This is a genomic window from Alteromonas stellipolaris, from assembly GCF_001562115.1.
Classification (GTDB): Bacteria; Pseudomonadota; Gammaproteobacteria; order Enterobacterales; family Alteromonadaceae; genus Alteromonas; species Alteromonas stellipolaris.
In genome coordinates, this window is record NZ_CP013926.1 from 2,384,830 (window position 1) to 2,408,544 (window position 23,715).

The following is a 23,715-nucleotide window of genomic DNA, read 5'->3' on the forward strand; positions in this document are numbered from 1 at the left end:
TTTTTATAAAGGTCACCATGAATAGCGCTTCACTTCACTACCAACTGTCGATTTACTCGTGGCAACAACATTTGTTTGATGTAACGTTAACCGTGCCTTCTCACGAATCACAAACCTTATCGCTCACGTTACCGTCTTGGATCCCTGGCAGTTACATGGTGAGAGACTTTGCCAAAAATATAGTGTCTTTAACAGCGAGCAATACTGCTTCTGGCGAACCGGTTACTTGCACAAAATTAGATAAGCAAACGTGGCAGGCCGATACCCACGGTGAGGCAGTCACTATTACTTATCGAGTATATGCCAACGACTTATCAGTCCGTTCTGCATTTATTAACGACGAGTATGCCTTTATTAACGGCACCAGTGCATTTCTAAGTGTTGAAGGCTTTGAACAACAGCCATGTAAATTACAAATTATTAAACCAGCTGTGGCGAATTGGCGTGCCTATACCAGTATGCCAATGACTGAAGATATGCCAGATAGCTGGGAATATGAAGTGGCAGACTATGCTGAGTTTATCGACCATCCACTTTATATTGGGGTATGTAACTTTCACAGTTTTGAAGTAGAGGGCGTTACCTTCGAGTTGTTATTCTCTGGTAGAAATAACCTCGACATAGAGCGTATTGCAAATGACTTAACCCCAATTTGTAAGCACCATATGCAGTTATTTGGCGATCCGCAGCCTATTAAACGTTATTTGTTTATGACGTTGTTGGCAGATACTGGTTTTGGTGGTCTAGAGCATCGTGATTCTACCGCCCTACTCTTTCCGCGTTTCGACCTACCTATGGTCGGCGAAAGCGAGACAAAAACTGACGGTTACATTACGTTTTTGAGTTTATGCAGCCACGAACTTTTCCATACATGGCACGTTAAGCGTATTAAGCCCGAGGTGATGGTAAAGCCCGATTTACAAAAAGAAACTTATACAAACCAACTGTGGATTTATGAGGGCTTTACCAGCTTTTATGATGACGTCACGTTAGCGCGTGCGGGCACTATTACTCCTCAAAAATATTTAGATATCGTATCGCAGAATTTAACGCGTTTATTGCAAAATGCAGGTAGGTTTAAGCAGTCAGTAGCGGAAAGTAGCTTCGACGCTTGGACAAAATTCTACAAGCAGGATGCCAGTGCAACTAATTCAATTGTTAGTTACTACACCAAAGGCGGCATTATCGCTTTTGGCCTAGATTTGTTGCTACGTGAAAAGTCGAATAATGAAATCAACTTAGATTCGCTGATGCGTCATTTATGGGATCAGTACGGCCGCGACGAAAAAGGCACCCCTGACGACGTTATTGCCACGTTGTGTGAGCAAGATTTTGATATTGATATTTCTGACTACCTTGCTGATGTGGTTTACGGCACTAAAGACGTGCCGTTAGAGAATTGGCTGTCGACCATTGGCGTTAAGCTCATTACCCGCAGCAAGGTGTCTGCCGATGACAAAGGAGGCAAAACAAGCGCTGAGGGTATGAAACGACAATTAGGTGCTAACTGCAAGCCAGCTCCATTAGGATTAACGGTTACGCAAGTTTTTGAAGGTTTAGCCGCTGCCGACGCAGGCGTTATGGTTAACGATATCATTATTGCCATAAATGGTTTTGTGGTAAACCAAGTGAAATTACAACGGATTTTAGATGCCACCAATACTGGCCAAGTCAGCCTTTCACTTATTCGAGATGGCCGATTGTTAACTGGTGATCTTGACATAAGAAATGCACGAGAAGATGTGTGCTATTTTGACATTATTGATGAGAGCAAATTTTCAGCATGGCTGGGGCTTAACTAACCACTCTCGGTTTATTTTTGCTTATGTAGATTTATGTCTTTTTAGATACGCACATACTAAGAGCTAGCAGTAAATACAAAAAAGGGCTACCGCATTGGGTAGCGCTTTTTATTGTTAGATGACGAGGCGCGTTGTTTGCCTATGTAGGCGTTACCGCTTTATTCTGGCGTTCCCGCTCTAATCAGGCGTTCCCGACACTACCGTCTGAGGGTCGAGGCGCATTTTGCCCAAGTTAATTCGCCAATCTAGGTGTGGGCCTGTCGCTCTACCCGTAGCGCCAATGGTACCAATCTGCTCGCCTTGCGCTACTGTATCGCCTACTTTCACTGTGATGGAATCTAAGTGAAGAAAAGTAGAAAAGACGCCCATTCCATGATCAAGAATTAACGTATTACCTGAATAATACAAATCTTCTGCTAACGTAACTGTGCCTTGAACTGGTGCCGTTACTGGCGAGCCTGTAGGTCCACCCACGTCTACGCCAAAGTGAGGCCATTTTGGTACACCATTTAATACACGCTGACTTCCGTAAACGCCTGTTATTGGACCTTTAGCTGGCCACTCAAAGCGCGTAAACAATGCATCGGCATCAGTTACTTTACTGCGAGCTTTAGCCACATTAACGTTGTCTTGTCTAATTCTTTCAAGCACTGCTTTTGGCGGCGTCACCATCTTAGAGTCTAGCCCGTCTATACGTTGAATGTCGTATTCACGTTTAGTGAGGGTAATTTCTCGTACTGAACTGGTGCCATCGGCAAGTTCGACTTTAAGCTTGTGAGAAAGGCCTGCATCGCGAGGAAAACCAAAAACGAATTTGCCTTCGCTATTTAGCGACAATGTTTCGCCATCAAGCGTAACGACAGCATCAGGGGCAACCTGACCTCTTATCAAGCTACCTTGCGTTAGGGTGCCATTTAACGTTATCCCGTCTTGCTGCGCATGAGCGCCAGTTAAACTACCACCCAACAATAGTAAGACTGACATGCCAGCAGAACGTACTGCGACTTTTAGTGAGTTGATCACACTAGATTGGACAGACTCTACACCCTTAACCCTAGAACTCATTACTACTCCTTTCTCGCACTTTCATCACACTTGATTCGCATCGATGCTGAATTTATAAAGTACTTATGCAGCGCTTGTGCCGTTCTTTTATTCTAAGCTTGCCAATAGCCTTTACCCGATTTTGCCTACCATACTTAAACAAAAATGAAGTAATTAGTCAGACACCATGGCGCCTTTACCCACACCTTCATACGCCACTACTTGGCAATGATTGTTGGGAGTGCGTTTCTTTTGCTCAACTAACAAGTACTGAGCTAAACATTCCACCGTTGAATCTGTAGTGATCACTTCACAATCGGCCTTAGGAATAAGTAACTCAAAATAGCCTTGTGATGATTCGTAAGCAAACAAGAAATAATCGCTAGGGGTAGCGACTGAACCGGTTATTTTGCGATCTTCATACGCTATTTCATCTTCCGTAGTGGCGATATAGATATCGTCCCAACGGTTCGCCCAATAGGCTTGTTCTTGTTCGCTTATTTTACCATCGAGGTAAATATCAATACGAGAGCGATGACCATGCGCTATACGCTGACAGTTTCCGTCATGCTTTTTTAACCCGTGGGTATAATGATAAAACGGCGAATCAATCACCTCGGTACGCAGCTTTAAAGTAATGTTATCAACGTTTTCGGGTAAATGGGTGGCAAGCACCTCTTTTAAATAAACGCTCACCGATTCCATGGTAACTACATCTGAATACAAAAACGCATAGGCTTCTGCTGGGCAGCGAAGCATAATTTCTCGCGCATCTTCGCAGGTAAAGCGCACTTCAACCTGTTCATTTACGTCATCATGGATAACCGTTGCGCCCGCATATTCTGCAGGCACAAGCAATTTATGATCGACATACTCGTCAATCAGTCGTTTAAGATCTTTCTTAACAATTCCAAAATCCTGAACCATACTTTCTTCGTTAAGTTCGCCGGTTAGGATTACATCGACAATCCAGCTTTCACCTACCATGCCGCGTTTGGGGCAAAGGTAAGAAAAGTCCATTACTGTCAAATCGTTTACAAATAGTTGCATGACACCCTTGTATCGTGTTCGTTTTCTGTTGTTAGTATACGTTTTTTACGTGTTAAACGCAGTGATTAGTCCATAGAAGATTGGCGATTAAGCTGATCTTTTAAATTGGGTGGAATCCCCCGAATCGTTAAGGTATCGGTAGCGGGGTCGTAAAATACACGATCGCCCATCAGCTTGCGCTCGAAACTTACCGATACACCGCCGCCCTGCCCTGTAAATTTCGCTAATTGTTTTAACGCTGCAGGATCTGGCTGAATTTCTTTTTCAAGCGGTACTTCCATAGACTGAGTAAATGATGAAAAGTTGCTACTGGTTTCTTCGTTTGAAGGTAGTCTGTTCGCTAATTCATCAACCGATAAGCTTTCGCCAGCATCAATCTTTTCTTTAAAATACGTCTTCACTTCTTCGCGGTGTTGGTGCTGCTCTTGTGGATCTAATGATTCACTAGCCAAATAAGCGTCTACAGACGAAATTAACTGCTTATTTTGCTGCTTCACATCAACCAGTTCTTCACAACCAACAAACTGCATAAAGAAGTCTGACACTTTACGGCCCATACGGCCTTTTATAAAGCTAACGTAACGCTGCTGTTCGGGTTGTATATCCCATTGGGTTAGGTCAATGCGAACTGCTAGTTGCATACGTGCCAAATCGAGATGCTCTCGAGCAGACAAATCCAGTGAATTGGTCACTTCAACGTGAGAGCGCGTATTTAGCAACGCAATCATCAAATATTGCGTCGCTAAAAACTCATACTGGCAAAAAATGAGAAACCCTGTTTCTACTGTGCCTGTATCTATTAACGTTTTCACTAATCGCTTGGTGGCTGATAACGAAAAGCTATGAAATTCTTCTTCTAAATTGTCGCCGCCTGCTTTTTTCTGCGTTAGGTAGTTTTTTAGACCTTCGGAAAACTCTGCAACGTTATCAGTGTTTTCTTCATCGCTTTGTGAAACAAAGTGACCCACCCCTTTACCGGGCTTAGCATTAAAGCTGTGGTTAATCTGGTGTGCGAGAAGCTCAATTTCTGGCGTGACTGCCAAACAATTGTCACGAGGGATAGCTTCAATTTTATCCTCGTTATTAACGACTAAACGGTGTACAACAAAGTGATGAATCAGTGCACTCATAGCGATTAGGGTGTCCTGTTGCTTAAAAAATGTCAGAAAAACTAACGGAATTGCGGGATTTTAGAATGAATGATTGTTATCACTCAAACAACGATTATAATCATTTTACGAGTAAAACCATTCTTTTTATCAAAGAAATCATGAAAAAGAGGCGTAACAGTGCCCCAGAACAGTCGTTATACCACTGCTGAATTTGAAACCTTAATGAATAAAGTCATTCTAACCCTCGAAGAAAACGATGCGGGGAGAGATCTATCGCTAATGGTACTAGGTAATGTGATTACCCATATTTTACAGACTCAGGTTAGTCCTGACAAACGCGAAGCCATGGCAGATCAGTTTGCTAATGTGCTCAAGAAGAGTGTTCAAGGTTAAGTAGGCTTTTTTATGATTTTAGCCGAATCTCCTCGCCGCCAGCGAGTGACGAAATTAGTTAATTGGGGCCATTGGTTCGCGCTAGCGAATATAATAATAGCCATTGTTATTGCATCAATTTTTGTTTTTTCTTCTCCCATGCCTGGCACGGGCGTAGGTACGCTGTACCTACTCACCAATTGGTTGGGCCATATTGGCTTTATGACCTTTTTCGGGTTTGTAATTTTTATCTTGCCCTTGTGCTACTTAGCCACCAATCCAAGGGCAATTAAAGCCAGTGCTTCTATTATTGCTGCGGTTGGACTTGCCTTGCTGGCATTCGATGCGTTGTTATTTAATCGCACCGGCTTTCATATCAGTTTTCACGCTGCCGATTTGCTTAAAACTGAAGCACAAACGCAAATAAGTGAATTCTACTGGCAACAGTGGGCTTATTTATTCATGCTGTTTTTAGTGTGGTTAGGCTTTCAGCTTGTGCTTGCCAATGCTATCTGGAAAAGGGTTGAGCGCTTTTCACAGCATAAAATTGGTGTGCCAGTAGCCAGCTTTTTTGTGGTGTGTTTTGTTACCAGTCATGCAGTGCATGTATGGGCCGATGCCGAATTGTATCAGCCTATCATCAAGCAAGATAATATGTTCCCGCTGTCGTACCCAGCTACAGCTAAAACTACCATGTCGCGTTATGGCTTGCTTGATTTAGCCGCCTATGAAGAGCGTAAACAGCTCCAGTTTAATACCGATATTCATAATATTAGCTATCCTGCGGAGCCTGTATATTGCTCTATAGATTCTGGTAAGAACATGACAGTGATAGTGCAGATTGATGATGCCCCTATTGCTGGTATAGACACACTTGGGCTTAATGCGTTAGAAAACTACCATTCTACCGCCAGTAGTTTACAAGGATTGATAACTACCACCTTGTTTGGTGTGCCAGAGATTTATCAAGACTCACTAAGTAAAAAGCGCCCTGTACTATTAGCCTTACCCGTTGGTCTAGGAATGCCTGTCTCTATTCATTTTGATGAAAGTTTACCTGACGATTTGTTTACTAGTTATCGCCAGCCTCTTTCAAACAATCATAATGGTTTACACTTGGCATTTTTACCTGCATCTGCGATTGAAGGCTATGTAACGCAAGAAATGCTGCAAACCAACAAGGTAATGATTGCTACCGGTTTCGGGAGCGAGAGTTCGCAAGGCATGCTTTACAGTAACATGTCGCTAAGTGCAAATATCGCTAGCACTGAAGATCTCGCACCAACAATTATGAATACCCTTGGATGCGCGGCGCCTACAACCTTCTACTCTACGGGTCAAAACTTATTAAACCCAAGTCGCAAATGGCTAGTCAGTACCTCTGGTGAGCGTATTGTGGTGTTCCACAATGGCAAACGTACTGATGTGCTAAGTAACGGTAGTTACGAAATTACTGACGTTGCTACAGGTAAGCGCAGCAATGCCCCGCTTAACGTTGATTTATTAAGTCAAGCCATCAAACATTTGTCTCGGTTTTCTAACCAAAACTAAAACATGAAAGGCGCCACTTAGGCGCCTTTTTTGTATCCATTCACATGCTTTTTAACCCACTATCAACGCGAATGCTTTTGGCATACGACTTTGTTTTCTCTTCATTCTGCTTACTCGACTCTATGATCGCCTTAGCTATTAACTAGCGTTAATGAAAGCACGAAGGAAAATGTGAATTAAACGCTACTGGGAACAGGTATGTCGTTCAAAGATGTGACTTGAGTGACATTGCCTAGCTCTGCTCCAGCTGGCGGGGCTTTTCGGGAAACAAAATAGCAGTGGGATAAACTTACTTTTTGCCCTGCTTGTATATCTCGCCAACTGTCACCAATCATGATGCTCAAAGGTAATGAAACAGAGTGCTCTTCAGCGGCCTGTAGTAGCATGCCTGGGTTTGGTTTTCGGCACGCACACTGTTTTTTGTACGCGCCAATGCCATGCTCTGGGTGATGAGGGCAAAAATACACAGAAACCTCGCCAATACCGGCTTGGTAAAAGTCTTGCTGAACGGCACTCATCAAAGCGTTAAAATCATCTTCAGAATATAAGCCTCGTGCTATACCCGACTGATTAGTAACAATGATAATTTTATAGCCTGCTTTTTCGAAACGCTTTATTAACGCAAATATGCCGTCAACATATTCAAAATCTTCGTACCGACCCACATAACCATAATCGACATTAATAATGCCATCACGGTCTAAAAACAAGGCTTTAACAGTGTGTGAACCCATGTTGTGCTATCTCTTCAAATACACTCAAACGGTCTCTGGCATTTTTAGCCAAGCTTGAACACGAAAATCAACGGTGACTTGGTTTAGCTCCTCAACAATTTCTGCCAATCTGTCCGGTGGTAAACGCCAGTAATACGGCGTCATTTTAATCAACGCGATTTTTTGTTCATCGTTATCGAAATGCAGGGGATAATTGACTGTTTCATCCATAGATTGTTCGAAACCCACCCGCTCCTCTTTTTCTACCGCATGTTTTGCGGGGTTATCATATACCAATGATTTTAACTCGAACAAATGCATGGGTGCTGGGTCTACGGTAAGCAAAAGACCACCCGCTTTCAACACACGTGTATACTCTTCACTGCTTCCGGGGGCAAAAACCTGAATAACCACATCTTGAGTATTCGATTCAATGGGCAAATCAAAGCTACTGGCCACAACAAACTGCTGCGACTTATACGCCTTAGCCGCTAATTCCACCGCAATTTTCGCGATATCACTACCGCTGCCGGTAGTGTGAATACTTTTGGCTTTTAAACCTATGACTAGGGCGTTTAGGTAACTCCCTTCGCCACACCCTGCATCGTAGATCGCAAGTTCCGGCTTTGCATTGATATCGGCATTGTCACTACTACGGGTATCGGTGTAATACTGCGCCACTATATCTGTCATGCGCTGCTTTAAGGGCCCATAACCATTGAGATCGTGGAACTCTCTTCGGGCGCGAACCATACTTTTGTCGTCACCAGGTGACTTGGAATTTTTAAATTGTACGGGAAGAAGATTAACGTAGCCTGCTTTCGCTTTGTCAAAACTATGGTTATTGCTGCATTGAATGACCGAGGCACTCATATCGATTGGGCTTCGGCAAAGTGGGCATTGCCACATAAAAAGAATCCACTGTAAAACTGTCTAATACTGGCGGCGAGTTTACCAAACTTCGCCGCCGGTGTCGTGACTGCTTCAGCGTTGATACTAGGTTGTCAAAGTGTTTACGTGTTTTAACACGAAGGACCGCTCACACGATGAAGGCTGGCTACAAATCAGCCAATGGGTGGGCTTCATTGGTCCATGGGGAATCAAAGAAAGAGGCAACCACCTCTTCTGGCACATCTTCCACTTTTTTGTACATCCAGTTAGGCGATAAGTCTTTTTCTATTAGTAATGCGCGTACGCCTTCCTGAAACTCTCCGTGTTGACCACAGCGACAAGACATAATCGCTTCCATACGAAAGCAATCAGCCAAAGACAATTTGGCGCCACGTTTACACTCTTCAAACACTAAGTGCGCGGTTATAGGCGACCCTTTAGCCAATGTAGATTGCGCCCGACTTAACCACTTATCTTCGCTTACATCCGCTGATAATAAGTTATTAACCACATCGGTGACGTTGTCTGGTTCACACCATTTATCAATAACCGTACGGTGAGATTCTACATTTCTCGCTAGCTCACTTTCTGGTGCGTTTAGGCCGTCTAATATAGCGGTGACTTGCCCGTTAAGGGACTCAGATTCATCATCAAATTTCCACGAGAAGCTTTGCAGTGCATCAAACATTGCGGATTGTTGATCAGACGCTACTAATACGTCAGCTAATTCTACATAACACGCGTCTGCACCATTCATTTGTGCACCGGTAAGCCCCAAGAAAAGCCCAGTTTTACCTGGCAAGCGTGGCAGAAAATAACTGCCACCTACATCAGGGTACAATCCGATGGTTATTTCAGGCATCGCAAGGCGGGACGTTTCGGTAACCACGCGATGGCTTGCACCACAAATCAACCCCATTCCACCGCCCATGACGATGCCCGCCCCCCACACAATAATGGGTTTAGCGTAATGGTGAATGGTATAATCAAGGGTATACTCGGTACGGAAAAAAGAGGCTAGAAAGTCAGGGATTTCGCCATTCGATTCAAGCATGGCGTTGTACATAGATACAATATCGCCACCGGCACAGAATGCTTTTTCACCCGCGGCTTTTAACACTACGCAAACAAGGTCGTTTCTATTTTCCCATGCTTGTAGTGCGTCTAATAACAAACTCGCCATTTCTAAATCTAACGCATTGAGGGCTTTGGGCTTATTAAGAGTAAGCACGCCAATAATATGCCCTGAGTTTGTTGTGATTTCTTCAACAACCACTACTGATTCTGTGTGTTCCACTTTTTACTCCTTGTTGCATTCTATGCTATACCACCGCGCCTGTTATTATCTTATTACAGAACGCTGTTTTCATCGCTTAGCAAACGCCTACCGATGATGACCCGCATAATTTCGTTCGTGCCTTCTAGTATTTGATGTACCCGCACATCTCTTACATGACGTTCTAGCGGATATTCTTTGATATAGCCGTATCCACCATGTAACTGTAACGCGTCGTTACACACCTTAAAACCCACATCTGTCGCAAACCGTTTGGCCATTGCGCAATATGTACTGCTATCGGCATGCTTACTATCAAGCTTACTGGCCGCCATTCTCACCATTTGACGGGCCGCAACCAATTCAGTTGCCATATCAGCTAATTTGAATTGCAACGCTTGGAAGGTAGCAATGGGTTTTCCAAACTGTTCACGTTCAGTAAGGTACTGTCTGGCCACATTGAGCGCTTGTTGCGCTGTTCCTATGGAGCACGTTGCTATATTAATTCGCCCACCGTCTAACCCTTGCATGGCCATTTTGAAGCCTTGCCCTTCATCACCTAAGCGACACGACGAATCAATTTTTACATTGTCAAAAGTGATCATTCTGGTTGGCTGGGCATTCCAGCCCATTTTTTCTTCTGCTTTGCCATAAATAATACCTTCAGCGTCAGCTGGAACGGCAAAGGCACTGATCCCTTTGGGTCCATCTCCTCCGGTACGCGCCATTACCACGAGCACGTCGGTACTGCCTGCGCCCGAAATAAACACTTTTGCGCCGTTAAGCACATAACCATTCTCTACTGGCGTAGCTTTGGTTTTTAATGAAGCAGCATCTGAACCTGCACCGGGCTCAGTTAGGCAATAAGACGCCAGTTTTTCACCTGATACAAGTACTTCACACCATTGCTTTTTAACGGCTTCTTGGCCCCAAGTAGCAATCATCCACGTTGCCATATTATGTATTGTCAGCATGGCCGTGGTGGTGGTACACCCCATAGAAAGCTGCTCAAAAATGATAGATGCATCAAGGCGCGATAACCCCAGCCCGCCTTCTGATTCAGGCGTATACAAACCACAAAAACCTAGTTCACCCGCTTTTCTAATGGCCTCAATGGGAAAATGATGGTCTCTGTCCCATTGTGCTGCATGGGGTGCGAACTCTTGCATCGCGAATTGGCGAGCAGTTTCTTCGAAGGCGAGTTGATCATCTGAAAGGTCGAAATTCATGTTACTTGCCCTTCTGGGTAATAAATTGGTAATTTGTCATATTGGCTTCAAGTGAAACACAACCATAGCGTCGTCACTCGTAAATACAGTATCTAACAACTTACCTTCACGTAAACGTAAACATCAAAATTAAATAAAGTTAATGTAAAATAAATGTGACAAATGTGAGTGTTTTTCACCTAAATTTCTAACCCCACTAGCCTTAAAATAATAAATAAAGACATACAGTTAGAAAGTTAAACTTACGGCTAATGCACTTTACACTCAGCGCTGATAAGCTATGTTTATTAAAACACTACTATACTGACAACTTTTGGATTATCGGATTGCTATCGTTGAAGATAACGCAACTGCGCGTACCACGTTGCGAGGTCACCTTCTGCCCATAGCAAAATTAAACGTTAGCAGTTTTGGTTCAGGTGTTGAGCTCAAATCTGCGCTACGTAAGCAGCATTTCGAGCTCATTATAATGGATTACCACCTAGGCCAAGGGAGAACAGGTGTGGAGTGGGTACAGAGCTTAAAAGAATCAGGTTTTATTCGCCCTGGAACGGGACTTATATTTCTTACCTCCGATCGTTCTCCTCAAACCATCGGGCGTATAATGGATTTGCAACCAGATGCATTGCTTATAAAGCCTTACACCATTGCGTCATTATCTCGCCAAATTAAGCACTATTTGAGCTACCGCCAATATATTGAACCCGTGTTACGGGAAATGGATAACAAACAACGCCCTGCTGCTATTACGCTATTGCGTAAGAAATTACGCGAAGGCGTGCCGCCAAGACTCGCTTCCGACGTAGGTAAACTTTTCGCCAAACTCTTATTTGAAAACGACGATATTTTGCATGCGATGCGAGTGTATGACGATGTACTCACTCGTTCAGATAAAGTGCTTTGGGCACAATGGGGCAAAATTAAGTGTCAGTATGCGGCGGGGCTTTGGCCCGATTGCCAAGACGCACTCAGTGACATGGTAACTTCAAGCCTTGCACGAGACAGCGCGTTTGAATGGCTAGCCTCTTTATCTTTTGAGCAAAAGTCGTATGAGCAAGTAGAGACCTATTTAAGTCAGATTAAATTCAGTGAACTTAGCTTACCCGCTGCAAGGTTAAAATCTATCGCGTATCAAAAACAGGATAAAGTGGTAGAAGCCATAGACCTGCTTCAAAAAAAGCGCGCTATGCATCGAAGTGCCAAAGACAGATTTAATGATTTCACCTTTGAATTGGCGGAGTTTTATTTACTACTTGCAGAAGAAGCGCCTAGTACTAATCGAGAAGAAAGCTTAAGCCAGGCGCGTAAATTAGTAGGCTTGGCAGGTCGTAGTCAAAGCGATCGCCAAGTTTTACAAAAAAGAGACTATCTATTGGCCTTTTCAGCCATTTTAGAAGGCGAAGATCAAAAAGCCGCTCACTTACTTGAAAGTGACTATATGGATGATTACTTGCGAACCGAGCCCTCGATGCTGGTTATTGCGGCCAAAGTACATCATGGTTTGGGCGAGGAAGGGAAAGCGAGCCAATTACTTGCGCTTGCAAAGCAGAAGAATTCGGAGCTACAGATTATTTCTGAGCAAGTCGCTAACGACGATCTCATTTTTAATGGTGGTCAGCGTTTAGGCCTAAACCATGACCAAGCGGTCATGCTGAATGAAACCGGTACAAAGTTATTCGTGGATAAACAATACTTACCAGCGATGAAGCATTTTTACGATGCATTGAATTTATCGCCAGAAACGGCCGCATTCGGACTTAATTTATTGCAGTGCATGATTGAATCCGATACCGCCGTTTATCGTAAATACGGCATTCGCAAATTGCTTAGAGTTGTTGCTGATATGCCACTTTCAGAGAGTAACCATCATAGGCTCACCCAATTAAATTTAGCCGCACAAACGAACGCTGAAAAGCTAATGGCCCCTGCTATCAACGAAGACAACAAGGGCCATTAACGGTTAGATGTAAGCTTGGGTTACCAGCCGGACAAATTGTCTATGAGTTATTTTGCTACAAGTTAACAAGAAATGAGTCAACCAGAAGAACTCATACTAGTGGTTCTTCATTTCAAACGCATTAACAGACTGGATGTATCCCAACGATGGCCACCCATTTTTTGAACGTCGCCATAGTATTGGTCGACCAACGCCGTTAGTGCTAATGTAGAGCCATTTCGACGCGCTTCATCAAGGGCGATTGATAAATCTTTTCGCATCCAATCAACGGCAAAACCATAGTCATAATGATTGTCGAGCATAGTAGCTGCACGATTTTCCATTTGCCAAGATTGCGCAGCGCCCTTACTGATGACATCAATCACCGCATTACAGTCTAACCCTGCTTTTTGTCCAAAATGAAGCGCCTCTGCTAGCCCTTGAACAATGCCGGCGATGCAAATTTGGTTCATCATTTTTGCTAACTGACCACTACCACTTTCACCTAATAATTGACTGTGTCTAGCATAGGCAGAAAATACAGCTTCAGCGCGGTCAAACGCTTTTTGTTCGCCTCCCACCATAACAGTGAGTAAACCATTTTCAGCACCAGCTTGGCCACCTGACACTGGCGCATCTAAAAATGCGATAGACTGCTGCTGGCATAGCGAAAACATTTCACGCGCAACTTCTGCCGACGCTGTAGTGTGATCTATCAGCAAGGTACCCGGCCCCATCGTACCTAGCGCTTGGCTCGCAACATCTTTAACATCATTGTCGTTACCTACGCACATCAACACTATATCAGCGTCTTTCGCAGCTTCTGCTGGGGATAGCGCCAAGGTACCTTCAAACTCTTTTACCCACTTATCAGATTTCGCTTTTGTGCGATTATAAACAGTAACATCGAAGCCTGATTTTGCTAAATGCCCTGCCATGGGGTAACCCATTACCCCAAGCCCTAGAAAACTGACCTTAATCGAAGCATTATCGATAAGTGAACCTACAGATGAAGACGTTGTAGTTGTATTATTTGACATAGTGTAACTCTCTTCATAACTGATTATACTGAAGCGAAGTGTAACAAACTTTTTGATAACTAAAACAAATCAATAACTAAAATAAAGAGAAGCGCTATGAGCATATATAGTCATCAAGTGGTTAAAAATAACGGCGAAGCTATTGCTATGTCAGACTTTAAAGGCAAAGTCTTACTTATTGTTAATACCGCTAGTAAATGTGGCTTTACTAATCAATATGAAGGTTTAGAAAAACTATATAAAGATTATAGCGCGAAAGGCTTCGAGATATTGGCGTTCCCTTGCGACCAATTTGGCCACCAAGAGCCTGGGTCAGATGACGATATCGCTCAATTTTGCACTCTGAATTTTGGGGTGTCTTTTCCACTATTTAAAAAAACTGATGTTAATGGTGCACAGACCCATCCTCTTTACGTTGAATTGAAATCTGAAGCACCGGGTTTGCTTGGCTCTAAACGCATAAAATGGAATTTCACTAAGTTTCTTGTCGATACAAACGGAGACGTGGTTAAGCGTTACGCTCCAACCACGAAGCCGAGTGAAATAAGTAATGATATTGATAGACTTCTAAAAGCCTAAATTATTATCGTTTAATGGATAGGGAGTGCAATGTAATGAGTGTAATGAAAGTCGCATTTTTTAGCGCCAAACCTTATGAAGAAACTGTCTTTAAGGCAGCCATTGAGAGTATTGAGAGTGCAGAAAGCCCCGCTATTTCTTTAACTTATTTCCCCCATCAACTCACCGCTGAAACTGCGCTATTATGCCAAGGTTTTGATGCTGTTTGTGTTTTTGTCAATGACGAACTTAACGCGAAAACCTTGTATATCTTGCATGAAGCTGGCGTTAAACATATTGCTCTACGCTGCGCTGGCTTCAACAATGTTGACATCGCCACTGCCAATGAGTTGAACATCAGTGTGTCTAGAGTGCCTGCCTATAGCCCTGAAACAGTAGCGGAACACACGCTAGCGCTAATTCTTACGCTAAATCGCAAAACACACAAAGCCTATAACAGGGTAAAAGAAGGTAATTTTGAATTAACCGGTTTATTGGGTTTTACCCTGCACAATAAAACGGTAGGCGTGATAGGTACAGGGCGCATTGGCCAATCGGTGATTCGAATTTTGAAAGGCTTTGGTTGCAATGTCTTATGTTACGATCCCTACCCTAATGAGCAACTTATACAAGAAGGCGTTGTTTACACGTCTCTCGAATCGCTTTTTAGCCAAAGCCACATTGTTACCCTTCACTGCCCGCTTACCGAGCAAAGCTATCACCTTATCAATGAATCGAGTATTGCCTTAATGCCTAAAGGGGCGATGCTGATCAACACATCACGGGGCGGACTCATTGATGATAAGTCGGTAATCAATGCGCTAAAAAATGGGCATTTGGGATATGTAGGTTTAGATGTTTATGAGCGAGAATCAGAACTGTTTTTCAGCGACCATTCCCAAGACATTATTCAAGACGACGTATTTCAGCGTTTGCTAACGTTTCCAAATGTATTGGTAACGGGACATCAAGGCTTTTTCACCAAAGAAGCCTTAAGTGAGATTGCCGCCATTACCCTAGATAACTTACGCTTCTTTGCCGGTGATGCCAGTCTGAACGTTAACAATAATATGGTAAAGCCTATAAATTAACAGGTAGCACTAAACAAGGCATGGGTTTGATGGGCGTAGCTCGATGGGCATGATTCAACGGGTGTGGATTAACGCATATGATTTAAAGGCTTAGGTTAAAGAGAATATTAGGAAAGTAGCAATATTTGCTACTTTTCCAATACAAGATGAAAGTACTTGCCTAACCACATAAACGGCTCGGTTTGGTTATAAGTTCGCTCTAAGGTTAGTAGCCCTTCAAACTGAGTGGTTTGATGTTCAGGATTCTTCAAGTAATCATGAAAACATCGTATACCGGTTTTCGCTTTTACGGTAAAACCAATAGACTCACAAAAGTCACTAGCCTGTTTAGCCGGTAAAGGGTTCTTGGGATTCAGCCGAACCTGATTTCTCACTTTCATCCCCTGCGCAATATAATCAAAATTACCATAGATAGCGTTGGTCATTAGATTTGCATCGCGGTTAAAAAAGCTAAGACTTAGTATTGCCCCTTTGCGCATGTTGTCATACAGAAATTGAATAGCTTGGTAGGGATCATTTAACCATTCCAAAACAGCATGGCAAACCACAAGGTCGTAGTTTTCCATGTTTTGAATATCTAACAAATATTGATGTTGAATATCCACGTTAGAGAATGTTTTTAGGTTCTCTTTTGCATGTTCCAAAACGTCTTCCGATCCATCGGTTAACAGAATACTATGCCCTAGCGATGCCAAATGAGCGGCCATCACTCCTGTGCCGCCCCCCACTTCTATCACCTTTTTAGACTGTGTGTTTTCTGATACTTCAACAAAAGGCGCTAACGCCTCACAAAGTATAATTTGTCTAAGTTTACCTTTTGTCGTGCCATAAATATTATCGGCAAACTTTGCGGCTATACCGTCAAAAATATGATCTGATTTTTCTGTCATGCTGGGTTTGGGATATCGATAAAAGTCACGTCTAGGTTAAACTCAGACTGAATATGCTCACCCAACGCCTTCACTCCGTAGCGTTCAGTGGCATGATGACCCGCCGCAAAAAAACTAATACCCATCTCTCGCGACGTATGAATAGTTTGTTCAGAGACTTCGCCAGTAATAAACGCATCTACGCCAGCTGCTACCGCTTGCTCAATAAATCCTTGCCCGCCCCCAGTGCACCAAGCTAGAGTTTTAATGGTTTTAGTATCATCACCTTCCGCTAATACCGTTCGCCCTAACATTTCAGCTAAACGTTGCTGTAGCTCATTCTGAGACATTGGCTTTTCGAATTCCCCTTGCATCACTACACCCGTAGGTTTTACGCCGCTAAGGGCTTGCACATTGTCAATTTCAAGTAATGCTGCAAGCTGCCGGTTATTCCCAAACTCGGGGTGAACATCTAAAGGTAGATGGTATGCAAATAGATTTATATCGTGTTCAAGCAATGCCTTGATGCGCTTTTTCTTCATGCCGCTAATCGCTTGCGATTCGCCTTTCCAAAAATAGCCATGATGTACCACTATGGCATCGGCATTTTCTGCAATGGCAGCATCAATCAACGCTTGTGAGGCCGTTACCCCTGTTACCACACGTTGAATTTCTGCTTTTCCTTCAACTTGCAGACCATTAGGGCAATAATCACTAATCTCATGGGTTCTAAGTGTGCCATCTAGATAGCGTTTAAGTTCAAGATTATTTACTGACACAAACACTCCGGTTAACTATTATACGATGAATTCAAAAGTCTCGTTGAACCTATAGAATTGTTGAGCATTATACTGATTTTAAACCACTACTGCCGTCATTTTATAAGCCTACTTCGTCATTGAGGCTTAGCTTTTTCAGCTCTACTAATTTCATTATGGCTTGTGCGGTGAAGAGTTTAGAAATCGACGCAGCTCTAAATAAAACTTTATCCGTTACTGGTGTAGTTAATTTTTCATCTAAATAGCCGAAACCTTCAATATAACTCAATTCACCTGCAGTAATAACAGCTACTGCCATTGCAGGAACACGACTCTTTTCCCGAACTTCATTTAAATAATGAGGAAGAACCCTATCGCTAGTCGTTTCGGCGGAAACAGCATTTATGAAAAACATGAATAGTGTCGAAATGATTAACTTAAGCAAGAAGCCCCCAAAGAAGAATTTAACGCTCACAAATTGTTGTCATACGTGGGCCGGAATGACTACAAGACCCCTCGTATTGGTTCTAAAGGGCGAATAGAATTAGGGTGCACCAAAAAATTAAGAAAATAGCGATTAAAAGTCAAATACGTTTGCTGATAGATAACCTACACCGATACCAAAGCACAGCATGGAAATTGTTCTAATAAACTTCAAAACCTTTGAAGCATCGTATATATGCTTACCTTTGAGCAGTGAATCAATTATATGATCCTGCCCCATTATTGACATGATAATAGAAGCCACAAAAAAACCGAGGGAGATATAAAGGTCTTTACTTGCTTCTACGGCTTTCAATTGAACGAGAACAACGATTGCACCAATAGCTGCTGAAGATAACCAAGCATATTGTTTTAATAGGTCAAAATGTAACTCCGTTGTAAGGGTCTCATTTCTAATTTTATTCTGACTGGCCGAATCTAGTTCAGTTGTCTTTTCTACTTCAAAAGAATCCATTAGTAAAAATCCAATTTTAATTTAATGCTAGGAACATTTAAGGGGATTAAAATAGTTTGCTGTAAGTGCTGCGAAATAACAAAAAACAAGTTGTTTTGGTGTACTTCTTATTTTCACTATTAACTTAACTAGCCATCAAAGAAACTATGTATTTTTTTAGCCCAAATTACGAGCCCTTTTTCAAAAACTTATTGTCCTGCACTAGTGCGGTTATAATGCGCGAGCAATCAATTGTAAGAATTAACACCCACTCATCAACTACGGTTGATTTATAAATTTTTTCTAGCAGGCTCAAAGCTATCATACCTTGGCAATTCAGCATCTAGGTTATCCCAGTTTGCCTTTGAAGTAACAAAGTTGTGAGAGATTGGCCTTTCTGAAATATCTGAATCTAAAATACCAAGCCGTATTCTAAGCTTTTTAGGATTGGCTGCGTTTGAACTATAAATTGGTGAAGCACATACCGAACAGAAGTGTCTATTTTTGCCGAGTTTGAATTCGTAAGTGGCAAGTTTATTTTGTGGATCGATAACGCGAAATTCGTCTATGTTTATAAAACCATTGGTGGCGTAGGCTGTACCGCTATTCTTTCTACAAAGTGAACAATGACAATGAATGATGTCATCTATCGAGCCAGAAATTTCAACGTTTATCACGCCACAGAGGCAAGAGCCGTAATACATTTCACATCCTTGTAATAATAAGGGCAGATTACATTCTTACTTTAAATTTTTGTACTGCCACTTTAAGATCGTTTAGCTAACACTACTTACCTTGCTGTGCGGTGTAGGAAGGTTGCCAGCAACGCCTTGTGCTACGAAGGGCACAAGATGACTAATCACCTCTTCAATATTCACATGCTTATGAAAATCTGACTCAGCAATTTCTGTTAGCGCGCGGCTTGAGGCCATTGAGAAAACAAAACTTCCCATTGCAAAGTGCAAACGCCAGAAAAGCTCCTCTTGAGGTAAGTCGGGCAAGCATTGTTGAATAGCGTCAACCAAGGCTCTAATTGTCTCGCCATAGTCGTTCATAATGAAGCGACGTAAATGCCCTTGGGTTTCATTATATCCACGGCCCAATAGCTGAACAAAAATGGCTGTACCTGACGGCCTGAGCAAATTGAGTTTCAACATGGGTGGAATAAGTGCATACAACAAAGTAGCGACACCTTGGCTACCAGAAGAAACCTTATTGTTGGCTAGGCAGGCATTTACTTCAGGCATCAAAATATCGAAATACCTTTTAAGCACTGCCTGAATAAGATTTTTTTTACTACCAAAGTGATAATTGACTGACGCTAGATTAACCTCGGCGCGAGTAGTAATCTCTCGCATCGATGTCTGCGTGAACCCTTGCTCTGAAAAGAGCAGTTCTGCGGCATCCAAAATATCAGCTTTAGTTTGCTTCGCCATTTTTTATTTTTCTTTAACCTAAGTACAATCACGCCCGTTCCAAAACGCAGGAAACGACTTGGAACGGGGCGAAAAGGTTACGCATAACCAATTAGGAAATCTGTAACCTATTAATTTATATTAATTATTTTTAGAACCAGTGTCTTGCTTTATTCCAAGACTGCATAACTACCCGTTCGGCCACAGCAGCAACAGATAGCCCTAGCTTTTCTGCCACATTTTTCTTCAACGAGTACTTAACTTTAAATATTTCACGTTCTGGGAAGTGCGACAAAATGTAGTCATCAGAGGTTGAAAGCTCATCAACCAAACCTAATTCTTTTGCTTTAACACCTGGCCAATATTCACCCGTTGCTACTTTCTCTATGTTCATTTCTGGGCGTTGGCTATGAACAAAGTCTTTAAATAAAGTGTGGATTTCTTCAATCTCTTCTTTAAATTTTGCGCGGCCTTCATCGTTGTTTTCACCGAACACGGTAAGTGTACGTTTGTATTCACCCGCCGTATGTTGCTCAAATTCAACATCGTTTTTCTTCAATAATTTATTGAAGTTAGGCAATTGTGCTAGCACACCAATTGAACCGATATACGCAAATTGAGACGCTAACAATTTATCTGCCACACAAGCCATCATGTAACCACCACTGGCCGCGACTTTGTCTACTGCGATGGTTAATATGAGACCTTTTTCTTTAATGCGCTGTAACTGCGAAGCTGCTAATCCATAACCATGTACCACGCCACCACCACTTTCTAAGCGCACAAGTACTTCATCTTCTTTGTTGGCTACACATAAAATAGCGGTGATCTCTTCACGTAAATGCTCAACCTCATTGGCATCCATAGAACCTTTGAAATCAATCACAAATAAACGAGATTTTTCTTCTTCATCGCTAGCTTTCTTATTTTTACTTTTGGCCTTATCTTCTTTCTTCTGCTTTTTAGCCAATTGCTTCAGTGCTGCTTTATCGAGCAGTACTTGCTTAGCGTAATGGGTAATGTCCTTTAGTTGCTCTGAAAGCGAAATTATTTCTAACTGACCTTTACCCTGTTTCTGCTTACTGGCAACGCCAACAATGGTTGATACCACGATAATAAACGCGATAACCAAGGTAACGGCCTTAGCCACAAATAAACCGTATTCGTACAAAAACTCCAAATCTATCTCCTAGTACAAAATAAAAGGGTCTGTAGTCAGACCCTCCTTAACGACCTTATTGTCTAAATAGAACTTACATTAAGGCGACATTATATAATGGCGCCTATAATAGCAGTCTAATTTTCCTCTGACGATAGTGTTAATGTACTGATTGTATTTGCAGATATTTCTTCGTCGGTAAAATACAACTCACGTAACCTAGGTTGAGACGAATAAAGTTCGGTTTGATCAAGGGAATTTTCACTGCCGTAAGCCCTTGATTGAGAGTATGAAAGAAGACCTCTTCCCTTTGGCCCTTCTTCTGTAAAGTTAATGACCATCATCCAACTGCTACCATAATTGATATGATAACCTTGCGCTTCTGCGCTCATAATAGTATTGCTGTTAAGCGGTGCATAGGTATGCCTTGGCAACAAGGTGCCATTATTGTTAGGCACAATGCTAAAGACATTAAAGCCACCTTCAATGTTGTGTGCACCCGCCCATGGAAGTTTCACACCCGATGCCGTGCCATTCGGCAAGCTACGCTCAACAAATTGAACTTCACCCAACGTTGCATCAAGTGCTACGCCGGCTTGGTTAACAACCTGAACCGCTGCAGCAAACTGATTAATAGTGGTTTCATTCTGCAATAAACCACTAGGTGTGGTTACTGGGTTATCAACAGAAAACGGCGTTTCCCACTGGGGATCCCTGTCAAATTGAAACGCAAACTCTCTAAATACGTGTGCTCCAACACTGTCTTTATTCATGGTTCCATCCCATGAGGCTAATGCTGCACAGCCAGCAGAGATATCTACGTCTTCACCATTAACCGAAACTGGAGCACTACCTTGCGCAGTACAAGCTTGAAGTAAGCTAGGTAGCACCATATCAGCCAACATGCTTCGATTGTTGAGTAGCAAAGTTTCAACTTCATCAGGCGTAAATGTGTTGTCACTGCCTGCTTCAGATTCAATAAATTGCTGAGCTAAACGTGACCGCAGACTTTGCTGATTTTCCACATTCCCATAAAGAGGCGATACGCCTGTGATGGGCGACGATAAGTTTGTTAACCAAAAACTGTTGTTAGAGTTTTGTACTGAATCTGTTCCCTCATACTTTGGTGCTTCCTCGTAAGGTACAGGTCCATCAAAATCAAACGCTGAGGCGAAACCGGGTAGAACCGTAAAACCAGCCGCTATTTTGGTCTGAACTAACACAGGATTAGTGGTTAATTCTGAAATGGCAGTTTCCGTTAAGTTAGGGACAGTAGAATCATCAATGTAAAAGACCTGACCGTCAGCCGAAGCAGACATGGTGTTATTGAAAATAACGCCGTCATAGTCTTTAAAGGCTTGTTTGAACTCATCCATAGAGCCAGCCATATTCATCGCTAGCCAATGATCAACAACGTCCAAATTCGGTAAGTTTGCGTCCTTTATGGCAAACGCATTGGTTGCTGTCCACTCAAAATTACCCGGCACTTCAATCATAGGCCCGTAATTCGTGTAATAGGCTGTTTTATTCAGCGTGATGGTTTGACCTGGTGCCACCGCTACCTCAATTTGCATTGGTTTTTTGTAAATGGTGCGTTTGCTACCATCAACGCTATGCGTAAGACCAGCGCTATCATCTTCATCTAAGGTTAATTGGTAAACGACAAAGTGCTCAGCAGTAGAAAATGTGTGTGTCCACGCAACATTTTCGTTAAAGCCTATATTCACCGCCCCAGGTAAGCCCGTCAAAGAGCCCCCCGTCACGTTTAAATAACCAGGTATTTGCGTATGGAACTGCCAAAAACGTAAATTCCCCGTGTGAGGAAAATGAGGATTCCCCAATACCATTCCCATGCCATTAGTGGTTTTATCACTGCCTAACCCCCAGCCATTTGAGCCCATGTCTTGCGGATTTTTTTCGGGTAGCGTTATGGTCGGGTTAATTTTAAATGGTGCAGCATTTTCATTTGTCAGCAAAGTGGTGTTAGATGATGTCGCTGTGACTTGTGTAGCGATATTAGTGTTCGCTGCCGGTGTAGGTAAGTAGCTTTCACCTTCAGGTGCCGCTAAAAACATTGGGCCTAAAAAGTTAGCTGCACCTGGTAATAAAGCTACACCCAATGAGTAAGTTAACAAGTCAGTGCTGTCGATATCCGTTACCCAAGGCTGTCCAGCACACGACTGGTCTTGATCAGCCACAGGTGTGTCCGCTAAATAGCGATTGTAACCTGCTGTATAACCTTGAAACATGGCTCTTGAGTTAGCTGACATGCGGGCTAAATTCTCTTCAGCCAGCGCACGAATCCCCAATGTTAAAAAGCCAAAATCGTTGATAAGGTGCTCTGAATCACCACTGCCCGCTTGGTTGTCGGGACCAAAGTATTTCGATCGCTCAGAATTATATTTAATAATTTGATCGGCCAAAATACATAAATTATCTTTAGCAAACGCATAACCCACCCCGTAGGCCATACTTTCTAGATTATCCGCTTTAACATGAGGTACACCGTACGTCGTCCACGTTATTTCAGCAGTTAATACGCCATCTGTATCAAAAGCAGGTATCGGTGTGGGTGTGGGTTCAACCGGAGTTGGCTCAGGCGCGGTAGGCGTTTGAACGTTATCAAAATTATTGTCGTTCCCTCCACAACCTATTAGTGTGGCAGCAATAGAGGCTGCGAGAAGTGTACGATATGGCAAAATACGTTTCTTTGGTATGTTCACAAACTGTCCCTTATTGTTGTAATACTCGAAATCAAGATCCTGTACCTTTCTTTCTTCAACAGATCCGACCAATTAACACTACATTAACAACAGGAAACATTCAAACAACATTTTGTCTTTAGCGTAAATATGCAAAAAAAAAGACCGACATAAGTCGGCCTTTTCATGTTTATGAATCAACTAGTTACA

Annotated in this window: 22 protein-coding genes; 6 read left to right on the forward strand and 16 right to left on the reverse strand. The window is 42.6% G+C overall.

Annotated elements, in window-relative coordinates; genetic code table 11:
- The first annotated feature begins 17 nt into the window (after positions 1-17).
- Positions 18-1,802: a M61 family metallopeptidase gene (locus AVL57_RS10185; RefSeq protein ID WP_057791689.1), complete on the forward strand. Its 1,785-nt coding sequence runs from the start codon at positions 18-20 to the stop codon at positions 1,800-1,802.
- Positions 1,803-1,979: 177 nt separating this feature from the next.
- Here AVL57_RS10185 and AVL57_RS10190 read toward each other — a convergent pair whose 3' ends face one another.
- The 3 genes from AVL57_RS10190 to yejK form a co-directional block, all read right to left on the reverse strand.
- A complete protein-coding gene (locus AVL57_RS10190) occupies positions 1,980-2,867 on the reverse strand; it encodes a M23 family metallopeptidase (RefSeq protein ID WP_171008992.1) in 888 nt (295 codons plus the stop codon).
- A 153-nt stretch (positions 2,868-3,020) separates the two neighbouring features.
- A complete protein-coding gene (locus tag AVL57_RS10195) occupies positions 3,021-3,896 on the reverse strand; it encodes a 6-pyruvoyl trahydropterin synthase family protein (RefSeq protein ID WP_057791687.1) in 876 nt (291 codons plus the stop codon).
- Between the two features lie 65 nt (positions 3,897-3,961).
- Entirely contained in the window at positions 3,962-5,026 is a 1,065-nt protein-coding gene (gene yejK / locus AVL57_RS10200) for a nucleoid-associated protein YejK (protein WP_057791685.1), read from the reverse strand.
- 159 nt (positions 5,027-5,185) lie between these two features.
- Between yejK and AVL57_RS10205 the strand changes: the two genes are divergently transcribed.
- Positions 5,186-5,401, forward strand: a complete 216-nt coding sequence (locus tag AVL57_RS10205) for a YejL family protein (protein WP_057791683.1) — start codon at positions 5,186-5,188, stop codon at positions 5,399-5,401.
- A 12-nt stretch (positions 5,402-5,413) separates the two neighbouring features.
- Entirely contained in the window at positions 5,414-6,931 is a 1,518-nt protein-coding gene (locus tag AVL57_RS10210; protein ID WP_057791681.1) for a DUF3413 domain-containing protein, read from the forward strand.
- Positions 6,932-7,107: 176 nt separating this feature from the next.
- Here the strand turns inward: AVL57_RS10210 and AVL57_RS10215 are convergent, their stop codons facing one another.
- From AVL57_RS10215 to AVL57_RS10230, 4 genes are all read right to left on the reverse strand, one after another.
- Entirely contained in the window at positions 7,108-7,665 is a 558-nt protein-coding gene (locus AVL57_RS10215) for a D-glycero-alpha-D-manno-heptose-1,7-bisphosphate 7-phosphatase (RefSeq protein WP_057791679.1), read from the reverse strand.
- Positions 7,666-7,689: 24 nt separating this feature from the next.
- Positions 7,690-8,553 (reverse strand): putative RNA methyltransferase, encoded by an 864-nt coding sequence (locus AVL57_RS10220; protein WP_057791677.1) that lies wholly within the window; start codon positions 8,551-8,553, stop codon positions 7,690-7,692.
- Between the two features lie 148 nt (positions 8,554-8,701).
- Positions 8,702-9,832, reverse strand: coding sequence for an enoyl-CoA hydratase/isomerase family protein (locus AVL57_RS10225; RefSeq protein ID WP_057791675.1), 1,131 nt, complete (start codon positions 9,830-9,832; stop codon positions 8,702-8,704).
- Positions 9,833-9,885: 53 nt separating this feature from the next.
- Entirely contained in the window at positions 9,886-11,040 is a 1,155-nt protein-coding gene (locus AVL57_RS10230; RefSeq protein ID WP_057791673.1) for an acyl-CoA dehydrogenase family protein, read from the reverse strand.
- Positions 11,041-11,353: 313 nt separating this feature from the next.
- Between AVL57_RS10230 and AVL57_RS10235 the strand changes: the two genes are divergently transcribed.
- Complete coding sequence (locus tag AVL57_RS10235; protein WP_257721361.1) at positions 11,354-12,997, forward strand: response regulator; 1,644 nt, start codon at positions 11,354-11,356, stop codon at positions 12,995-12,997.
- Positions 12,998-13,104: 107 nt separating this feature from the next.
- Here AVL57_RS10235 and AVL57_RS10240 read toward each other — a convergent pair whose 3' ends face one another.
- Complete coding sequence (locus tag AVL57_RS10240) at positions 13,105-14,016, reverse strand: NAD(P)-dependent oxidoreductase (RefSeq protein ID WP_057791671.1); 912 nt, start codon at positions 14,014-14,016, stop codon at positions 13,105-13,107.
- A 96-nt stretch (positions 14,017-14,112) separates the two neighbouring features.
- Here AVL57_RS10240 and AVL57_RS10245 point away from each other — a divergent pair, with 96 nt between their 5' ends.
- A complete protein-coding gene (locus AVL57_RS10245; RefSeq protein WP_057791669.1) occupies positions 14,113-14,595 on the forward strand; it encodes a glutathione peroxidase in 483 nt (160 codons plus the stop codon).
- Positions 14,596-14,639: 44 nt separating this feature from the next.
- Positions 14,640-15,665 (forward strand): 2-hydroxyacid dehydrogenase, encoded by a 1,026-nt coding sequence (locus tag AVL57_RS10250; RefSeq protein WP_057796127.1) that lies wholly within the window; start codon positions 14,640-14,642, stop codon positions 15,663-15,665.
- Between the two features lie 128 nt (positions 15,666-15,793).
- Here the strand turns inward: AVL57_RS10250 and AVL57_RS10255 are convergent, their stop codons facing one another.
- The 8 genes from AVL57_RS10255 to AVL57_RS10290 all read right to left on the reverse strand — a co-directional run bounded on the left by AVL57_RS10255 (position 15,794) and on the right by AVL57_RS10290 (position 23,526).
- Positions 15,794-16,555: a methyltransferase gene (locus AVL57_RS10255; protein WP_057791667.1), complete on the reverse strand. Its 762-nt coding sequence runs from the start codon at positions 16,553-16,555 to the stop codon at positions 15,794-15,796.
- Complete coding sequence (locus AVL57_RS10260; RefSeq protein ID WP_057791665.1) at positions 16,552-17,313, reverse strand: Nif3-like dinuclear metal center hexameric protein; 762 nt, start codon at positions 17,311-17,313, stop codon at positions 16,552-16,554. The genes AVL57_RS10255 and AVL57_RS10260 overlap by 4 nt, the downstream gene beginning before the upstream one ends.
- 100 nt (positions 17,314-17,413) lie before the next feature.
- Positions 17,414-17,737, reverse strand: coding sequence for a serine hydrolase domain-containing protein (locus tag AVL57_RS21030; protein WP_231751110.1), 324 nt, complete (start codon positions 17,735-17,737; stop codon positions 17,414-17,416).
- A gap of 132 nt (positions 17,738-17,869) precedes the next feature.
- Positions 17,870-18,250 (reverse strand): hypothetical protein, encoded by a 381-nt coding sequence (locus AVL57_RS10270; RefSeq protein WP_057791661.1) that lies wholly within the window; start codon positions 18,248-18,250, stop codon positions 17,870-17,872.
- A 269-nt stretch (positions 18,251-18,519) separates the two neighbouring features.
- Positions 18,520-18,933: a GFA family protein gene (locus AVL57_RS10275; protein WP_057791659.1), complete on the reverse strand. Its 414-nt coding sequence runs from the start codon at positions 18,931-18,933 to the stop codon at positions 18,520-18,522.
- A gap of 72 nt (positions 18,934-19,005) precedes the next feature.
- Positions 19,006-19,665 carry a TetR/AcrR family transcriptional regulator gene (locus tag AVL57_RS10280; protein ID WP_057791656.1) on the reverse strand — a complete coding sequence of 220 codons (660 nt, stop codon included), beginning with the start codon at positions 19,663-19,665 and terminating at the stop codon, positions 19,006-19,008.
- A 130-nt stretch (positions 19,666-19,795) separates the two neighbouring features.
- On the reverse strand, positions 19,796-20,824 hold the full coding sequence (gene sohB, locus AVL57_RS10285) for a protease SohB (RefSeq protein ID WP_057791654.1): 1,029 nt from the start codon (positions 20,822-20,824) through the stop codon (positions 19,796-19,798).
- Between the two features lie 116 nt (positions 20,825-20,940).
- The gene (locus AVL57_RS10290) at positions 20,941-23,526 is read right to left on the reverse strand and encodes an acylase (RefSeq protein WP_082604913.1); all 2,586 of its coding nucleotides are present in this window, start codon (positions 23,524-23,526) and stop codon (positions 20,941-20,943) included.
- Between the last annotated feature and the right edge of the window lie 189 nt (positions 23,527-23,715).

Coding starts and splice junctions, on each gene's coding strand:
- AVL57_RS10185 (WP_057791689.1), top strand. CDS start 18: ATGAATAGCGCTTCACTTCACTACCAACTGTCGATTTACTCGTGGCAA.
- AVL57_RS10190 (WP_171008992.1), bottom strand. CDS start 2,867: ATGAGTTCTAGGGTTAAGGGTGTAGAGTCTGTCCAATCTAGTGTGATC.
- AVL57_RS10195 (WP_057791687.1), bottom strand. CDS start 3,896: ATGCAACTATTTGTAAACGATTTGACAGTAATGGACTTTTCTTACCTT.
- yejK (WP_057791685.1), bottom strand. CDS start 5,026: ATGAGTGCACTGATTCATCACTTTGTTGTACACCGTTTAGTCGTTAAT.
- AVL57_RS10210 (WP_057791681.1), top strand. CDS start 5,414: ATGATTTTAGCCGAATCTCCTCGCCGCCAGCGAGTGACGAAATTAGTT.
- AVL57_RS10215 (WP_057791679.1), bottom strand. CDS start 7,665: ATGGGTTCACACACTGTTAAAGCCTTGTTTTTAGACCGTGATGGCATT.
- AVL57_RS10220 (WP_057791677.1), bottom strand. CDS start 8,553: ATGTGGCAATGCCCACTTTGCCGAAGCCCAATCGATATGAGTGCCTCG.
- AVL57_RS10230 (WP_057791673.1), bottom strand. CDS start 11,040: ATGAATTTCGACCTTTCAGATGATCAACTCGCCTTCGAAGAAACTGCT.
- AVL57_RS10240 (WP_057791671.1), bottom strand. CDS start 14,016: ATGTCAAATAATACAACTACAACGTCTTCATCTGTAGGTTCACTTATC.
- AVL57_RS10245 (WP_057791669.1), top strand. CDS start 14,113: ATGAGCATATATAGTCATCAAGTGGTTAAAAATAACGGCGAAGCTATT.
- AVL57_RS10250 (WP_057796127.1), top strand. CDS start 14,640: ATGAAAGTCGCATTTTTTAGCGCCAAACCTTATGAAGAAACTGTCTTT.
- AVL57_RS10255 (WP_057791667.1), bottom strand. CDS start 16,555: ATGACAGAAAAATCAGATCATATTTTTGACGGTATAGCCGCAAAGTTT.
- AVL57_RS10270 (WP_057791661.1), bottom strand. CDS start 18,250: ATGGATTCTTTTGAAGTAGAAAAGACAACTGAACTAGATTCGGCCAGT.
- AVL57_RS10275 (WP_057791659.1), bottom strand. CDS start 18,933: ATGTATTACGGCTCTTGCCTCTGTGGCGTGATAAACGTTGAAATTTCT.
- AVL57_RS10280 (WP_057791656.1), bottom strand. CDS start 19,665: ATGGCGAAGCAAACTAAAGCTGATATTTTGGATGCCGCAGAACTGCTC.